The sequence below is a fragment of the Endozoicomonas acroporae genome (assembly GCF_002864045.1).
In the GTDB taxonomy this organism is placed as follows: Bacteria; Pseudomonadota; Gammaproteobacteria; order Pseudomonadales; family Endozoicomonadaceae; genus Endozoicomonas; species Endozoicomonas acroporae.
In genome coordinates, this window is the sequence record NZ_PJPV01000201.1 from 1 (window position 1) to 5,847 (window position 5,847).

Here is a 5,847-nt window from a genome sequence, read left to right on the forward strand (position 1 = left end):
GACGAAGTGGCTTATGGCTACTGTGCTTCAAAAGACAGGAAGTTTTTTGGTTTTCAGGGGCATCTGTTAATTTCAATGACGGGCATTCCAGTTTCACTGAGCCTGACACCTGCGAACGTTGACGAGAGAGATGCAGCTTACGATTTGATAGAAACGATAGCCGGGTTGTTGTTGGGAGACAAAGGCTACATTAAGCCGATTTTCAAAGAGGATTGCGAAGCGGTTGGTATCGACCTGCAAACGCCATTGAAAAAAAACATGAAAGATAACCGGCCAAAAAAATTCGTCAAACTGATTATGCGGGTCAGGCGCAGAATCGAAACCGTCATTGGACAGTTGGCACATTATTTCGATATTGAGCACAGTGGCTGCTGTAATATGTGGCGCATGACAGCAAGAATGGCCCGCAAGTTACTGGCTTACAACGTAGGTGTATTCCTAAATGTACAAGCTGGTAAGCCTGCTATTCAGTTTGAGAATTTAATAACTGCTTGAAAACGCGGTTTTCGGGCATGATTAGGGAGCGTCTGTTAAAAATGCCGTTTAGGCCGACCATGTAGTGTTATTTATTGATCTATGGGTCAAAAGTCGGTCTTCGCGTATATCCGGGTTAATAAGTAGCCTTGGAAGATACTCCCCCAAATAAGCCAGCGCAGCATTGCCCCCCTCACGGGCCATAACATCGGTAATATTGCCATGCTCCTGATGGGATATTGAATAAACCTTGTCCGCTATTTGCAGCGCAATGGCAAAAATATTAAACCCGGCTGGCAAGGGTGGCAGCTGGTAATACGCTTCGTGACATTTCCGGATTCGACAACCCAGCACATCGTCATGCTGGTAGTCAGCATGCAGCAGGGAGCCGGGCGTGTACTGTCCAAGAATCAGGTCCCGAACGTATTTGTGCTGTCGGTAATAGCTCACATACCTGACCTGAAGCTGTCGCATGATATCTGTCCAGTGATGAATTGCACTCTCATCAAGGGGCTGATCCAGAATCACTTCAAAATCGCTAAAAATATCCTCCAGTAATGCTTCCAGTATTGCGTCTACTTTGGGGAAAAAGTGATAGACAGAGGATGGCGGCATCCCGGCTTTTTCCGCTACCTGGTACAGTGAAAGTTCATTAATGGCGTTCTCTTCCAACAGTTCCCGGGCAACCGTGAGAATGGTACTTCTCCGCTCAAGACTTCTGGCCTGAGTCTTGCGGGATACTTTGCGCTGTTTGCTTACGGCTTCTGTCATAGGAATTCATGCATGAGGAGGGGAGTCTCGAAGTATTGTCATCCTCTTGCACCAAAGTCGCAAGAATATGCATCTCTTGAATTTGGGAACTTACTTCTGACCCGTCTGTCAAAAGCCCGTCTCTTGTTAATCATGCTAACAACTGGGGTGTTCACCTTTAATCAGGAGTTTTCATGGCTAATCCCTTTCCATCACTACCACCCGCCCTGCCCCCTGTTGTCGGCAGCTCTCCCGAAGCACTGCTTTCTGCAGATCAGGGTGCCTCCTGCCCTCCGCCGGCTACAGCGTCAACCTTCGATTCCCGGAGCACCGCTATTGCCTTGTCTGAGCGCTATCAACTGCAAATACTGGGGTATTCTGAGCGGGATATTTCAGACACAGAAAAGGCGCTGCATGACCGGGCAATTACACCTCGGATGGATCAGGTTCTTGAGGTGCTCAAAAAACGTGTGGACATCACTGCTACATTTGCAGCCATTACTCAGGCGATCAGCGACACTCCCGGCATCAAGGCTAAGGTCTCTATGGCCCGAGAGGTCATGGAGTTCGCCAATTCAATAAATGAAGTAGCGTTGAGCGAAATTAACAAGCACTACGCATCAGCATGGCCAGACAAGCAAAAAGTGGCCGAAATAGTCAGCCATTGGCCAGAGTCCCTGAAGGAGTCGGCAACCTATATCCGCTATTATTGGCCGGTTTTGACGGTTGGCATGAATACCAAAGAGTTGTTGTTTAATTTCAATGCTGCTAACCCCGAGATTGTTCGCCCGTATCATGCTTATAACCCGGATGTTCATTGCCGCATTCGCGATGATATTCCTTTTAGTATTGAAATTTCTGATCTAGAAGATATTGAGAAATTTTCTCAAGAGGAATTTCAGGAGTTCTTTGGCGAGTATTCACAGCAAATCCAGGACCTGGTTAAAAACTATCCTGCCGATGCCAAAATCAAGAAAGGCATGTATCTGGATTTTCTGGTCTTCTTCCGTCTGGTCAACGATATCTGGCTTGACGCATTATCTGCTGGTAATACCAGGGCCATGGACAGGGTCAGTCATTTGATGGTGTCGTCTACCCATTGGCTACACAGCACAACCGATTACCTTTACCTGGATAGCTACCGTGACTCACTGTGCGCCCGGTTAACGAATGCCAACTCGCTAAACCATGAAGATTTGTCAGCTTTCGCATTTCAGCTGGTGACGCGTCCCCGGATATGGCAGGAAAACTATAAAGACATTTTCCGGCAGTTGCTCAGCCATGTTTTTTCAAGTCAGGAAAGCAGGCTGATGAAGCACTTTGACAATTGGGGGGCAGATCCTGATTCGCGACTGAAAGTCAGTCGTTGGGCAGAGTCAGAGTTGATTCCGGTCACCGCCAGGACTCTGCACTTTCTGAAAGATATTGCGCAGTATATCGATGAGCGTAAGGATAGGTCTTCAACATGGATGACCTCTCCTTTGCAGAGCATCAAGAATGGAGATTACTTCGAGAAGGGTACCGGGCAGCTGCAGTCACCCATCCTGGCAAAGGATCTGAGTAATTCATTTCCCCTGGAGGAAACACGGGAGGTGCTCGCTGATTTTTTCAGAGGCAAAGCCTCACAGAAACCCTGAGAAGCATGAGAGTTTAGCTGAAGCGATACATCTATAGAGAGATTTGGTATGCATTCCTTCGGGGAGCAGAGGAAATGAGTCCAAAAGCCCATCACTCATTTGATCAAGTGGACAACTGTTGTTTTCAAGCTTATCAGGAGTTTTCATGACCAATCCCTTCCCATCACTACCACCCGCCTCACCCCCTATTGTCGGCGATGCTCCCGATCAAGCGCTGCTTTCGGAAGATCAGGATGCTTCCTTCCCGCCATTGGCTGCAGCGTCAACCTTTGATTCCCGGAGCACCACTATTGCCTTGCCTGAACGCTATCAACTCAAGATACTGGGGTATTCTGAGCGGGATATTTCAGGCGCAGAAAAGGAGCTGCATGACCGGGCAATTACACCGCGGATGGATCAGATTCTTAAGGTGCTTGCCGACAAACGTGTGGATATCACCACCACATTTGCTCCCGTTACTCAGGCGATCACCGACACTCCCGGCGTCAAGGCTAAAGTCCTTATGGCCAGAGAGGTCATGGAGCTCGCCAGGTCAATACATAAAGGTGTGTTGAGCGAAATTCACAAGCATTACTCATCGGCGTGGCCAGACAAACAAAAAGTGGCCGAATTAGTCAGCCAGTGGCCAGAGTCCCTGAAGGAATCGGCAACCTATATCCGCTATTACTGGCCGGTTTTGTCGGTTGGCCTGAAGACCAGAGAGTTGTTGTGTAACTTCAATTCTGCTGACAGCAATGTTGCTTTCTCGTATGGAGATTATTGCCCGGGTGTTACCTGGCGCATTCGCGATGATATTCCTTTTCGTATTGAAGTTGCCGATCTAAAAGATATTGAGAAATATTCCCAAGAGAAATTTCAAAAGCTCTACGGCGAGCATTCCCGGCAAATCCAGGACCTGATTAAAAACTATCCTGCCGATGCCAAGTCAATCAAGAGAGGCATGTATCTGAATTTTTCGGTCTTCTTCCGCCTGGTCAGTGATATCTGGCTTGACGCATTATCTGCTGGCAATACCGGAGCCATGGACAGGGTCAGTCATTTGATGGTGTCGTCTACCTATTGGCTACACAGCTCATCGGATGTTCTTTACCTGGAGCGCTACCGTGACTCGCTGGATGTCCGATTAATGCATGCTCACTCGCTGAACCATGAAGATTTGTCAGCCTTGGCATTTCATCTGGTGACGTATCCCCGGAAATGGCAGGAAAACTATAAACACATTTTCCGGCAGTTGCTCAACCATGCTTTTTCAAGTCAGGAAAGCAGGCTGATGAATCACTTTGACGAGTGGGGGGCAGATCCCGTTTCGCAACTGAAAGTCAGTCGTTGGGTAGAGTCAGAGTTGATTCCGGATACCGCCAGGACCCTGCACTTTCTGAAAGATATTGCCCAGTATATTGATGAGCACAAGTCCAGGTTTTTACATGGCATGGCTTTTTCTTCACAGAGTATCGAGTGCGGAGAATACTTCGACAAAGGTACCAGGCAGCTGTTGTCGCCCATCATTGCAACGGATCTGAGTAATTCATTTCCCCTGGAGGAAACACGGGAGGTGCTCGCTGATTTTTTCAGAGGCAAAGCCTCCTAGTACATGGTTTCAATGAGTTTGACGTGTACGATCTCCGTTCACCCTGAGCGGAGTCGAAGGGTGCTTGGCACGATCTATCAGAGTCCGGAGTTTCCGCCTTTAGGCCCTATGGGTCCTTCGATGCTTCGACAAGCTCAGCACTCAGGACGAACGGAGTGCGGAGGCACGACAACCCGTCAAACTCATTGAAACCATGTACTAGGATTCATGAGAGTTTAACGGGAGTTATACATGATTCATGTATGCATTCCTTCGGGGTGCAATGGTAATGAGTCCAAAAGCCCATTATTCATTTGATCAAGTAGACAACTGTTGTTTTTACGCTTATCAGGAGTTTTCATGGCTAATCCTTTCCCATCACTACCATCCCACTCTCACCCTGTTGTCGGAGGTGCGCTCGATCCTGTACTGCTTTCGACAGATCAGGTGGCTTGCTGCCTGCCATCGGCAACCTTCGATTCCAGAAGCACAGCTATTGACTTACCGAAGCCCGAGGACCTGCAAATGCGGGAGTTTTCCGAGCTGGATATTTCAGACACAGAACGGGATCTTTCAGACGCAGAAAAGGAGCTGCATGAACGGGCAATCACACCTCTGAAGGATCATATTCTCCAGGTGATCTCCGACACTGCCAGCTTCAAGGCGAAAGCCTCCATGGCCAGAGAAGTCGTGACGCTCGCCCAGTCAATACATAATTGTGTGAAAAGTGAAATAAACCTGCATCTCTCCTCGGCCTGGCCAGACCTGCAAGCAGTGTCCCGGATTGTCAGCCAGTGGCCAGAGTCCCTGAAGGAGTCGGCTGCCTATGTCCGCTATGGCTGGCCGGTTTTGACGGTTGGCATGTATTCCAGACAGTTCTTGTGTGACTTCAAGTCTGCTACTGATGTCTGTCGTTTATATCGTTCTGATTACCCCCGTGCCCATCCGCGCATTCACCCTGATTTTCCCAGTATTTTTGAACATTTTGATCCAAAGGACTATGAGGATCTTTCTCAAGAGGAATTTCAACACTATTTCGGTGAGTTTCCCCGGGAGATTCAGAACCTGATCAAAAATCCACCTCCCGATTTTCTGCTACTCAAGCCAGGCGTATATCTGGATTATCCGGTCTTCTTCCGTCTGGCCAGGGATATATGGCTTGACGCATTACCGACTGGTAATACCGGAATCATGGACAGGGTCAGTCACTTGATGGTGTCGTTTGCCAGGCAGCAACACAGCCTCTTCGCGTATCGCCTGGATCCCTACTGGGAATCCCTGGACGACCGGCTAAGGAACATTCATTCACTGAACTATGATGATCTGTCAGTTATAGCGTTTGAGCTGGCAACGCATCCCCGGAAATGGCAGGAAAACTATCAGTTAAATGACTTCCGGCATAGCCGGAAGCTTATTAGG

The 5,847-nt window shown here is 48.5% G+C and carries 5 protein-coding genes; 4 read left to right on the forward strand and 1 reads right to left on the reverse strand.

Features of this window, described 5'->3' with window-relative positions; all coding sequences use genetic code 11:
* On the forward strand, positions 1-495 hold a 495-nt coding region (locus CX664_RS23735), incomplete at its 5' end, for an IS982 family transposase (RefSeq protein ID WP_146000283.1).
* A 48-nt stretch (positions 496-543) separates the two neighbouring features.
* Here the strand turns inward: CX664_RS23735 and CX664_RS23740 are convergent.
* A complete protein-coding gene (locus tag CX664_RS23740) occupies positions 544-1,245 on the reverse strand; it encodes a TetR/AcrR family transcriptional regulator (RefSeq protein ID WP_101749102.1) in 702 nt (233 codons plus the stop codon).
* Between the two features lie 173 nt (positions 1,246-1,418).
* Here CX664_RS23740 and CX664_RS23745 point away from each other — a divergent pair, with 173 nt between their 5' ends.
* From CX664_RS23745 to CX664_RS23755, 3 genes are all read left to right on the forward strand, one after another.
* Positions 1,419-2,861: a hypothetical protein gene (locus CX664_RS23745; RefSeq protein ID WP_101749103.1), complete on the forward strand. Its 1,443-nt coding sequence runs from the start codon at positions 1,419-1,421 to the stop codon at positions 2,859-2,861.
* Positions 2,862-3,006: 145 nt separating this feature from the next.
* Complete coding sequence (locus CX664_RS23750; RefSeq protein WP_101749104.1) at positions 3,007-4,449, forward strand: hypothetical protein; 1,443 nt, start codon at positions 3,007-3,009, stop codon at positions 4,447-4,449.
* A 339-nt stretch (positions 4,450-4,788) separates the two neighbouring features.
* Positions 4,789-5,847: hypothetical protein (locus CX664_RS23755; protein WP_146000284.1), on the forward strand; the 1,059-nt coding region annotated here is incomplete at its 3' end.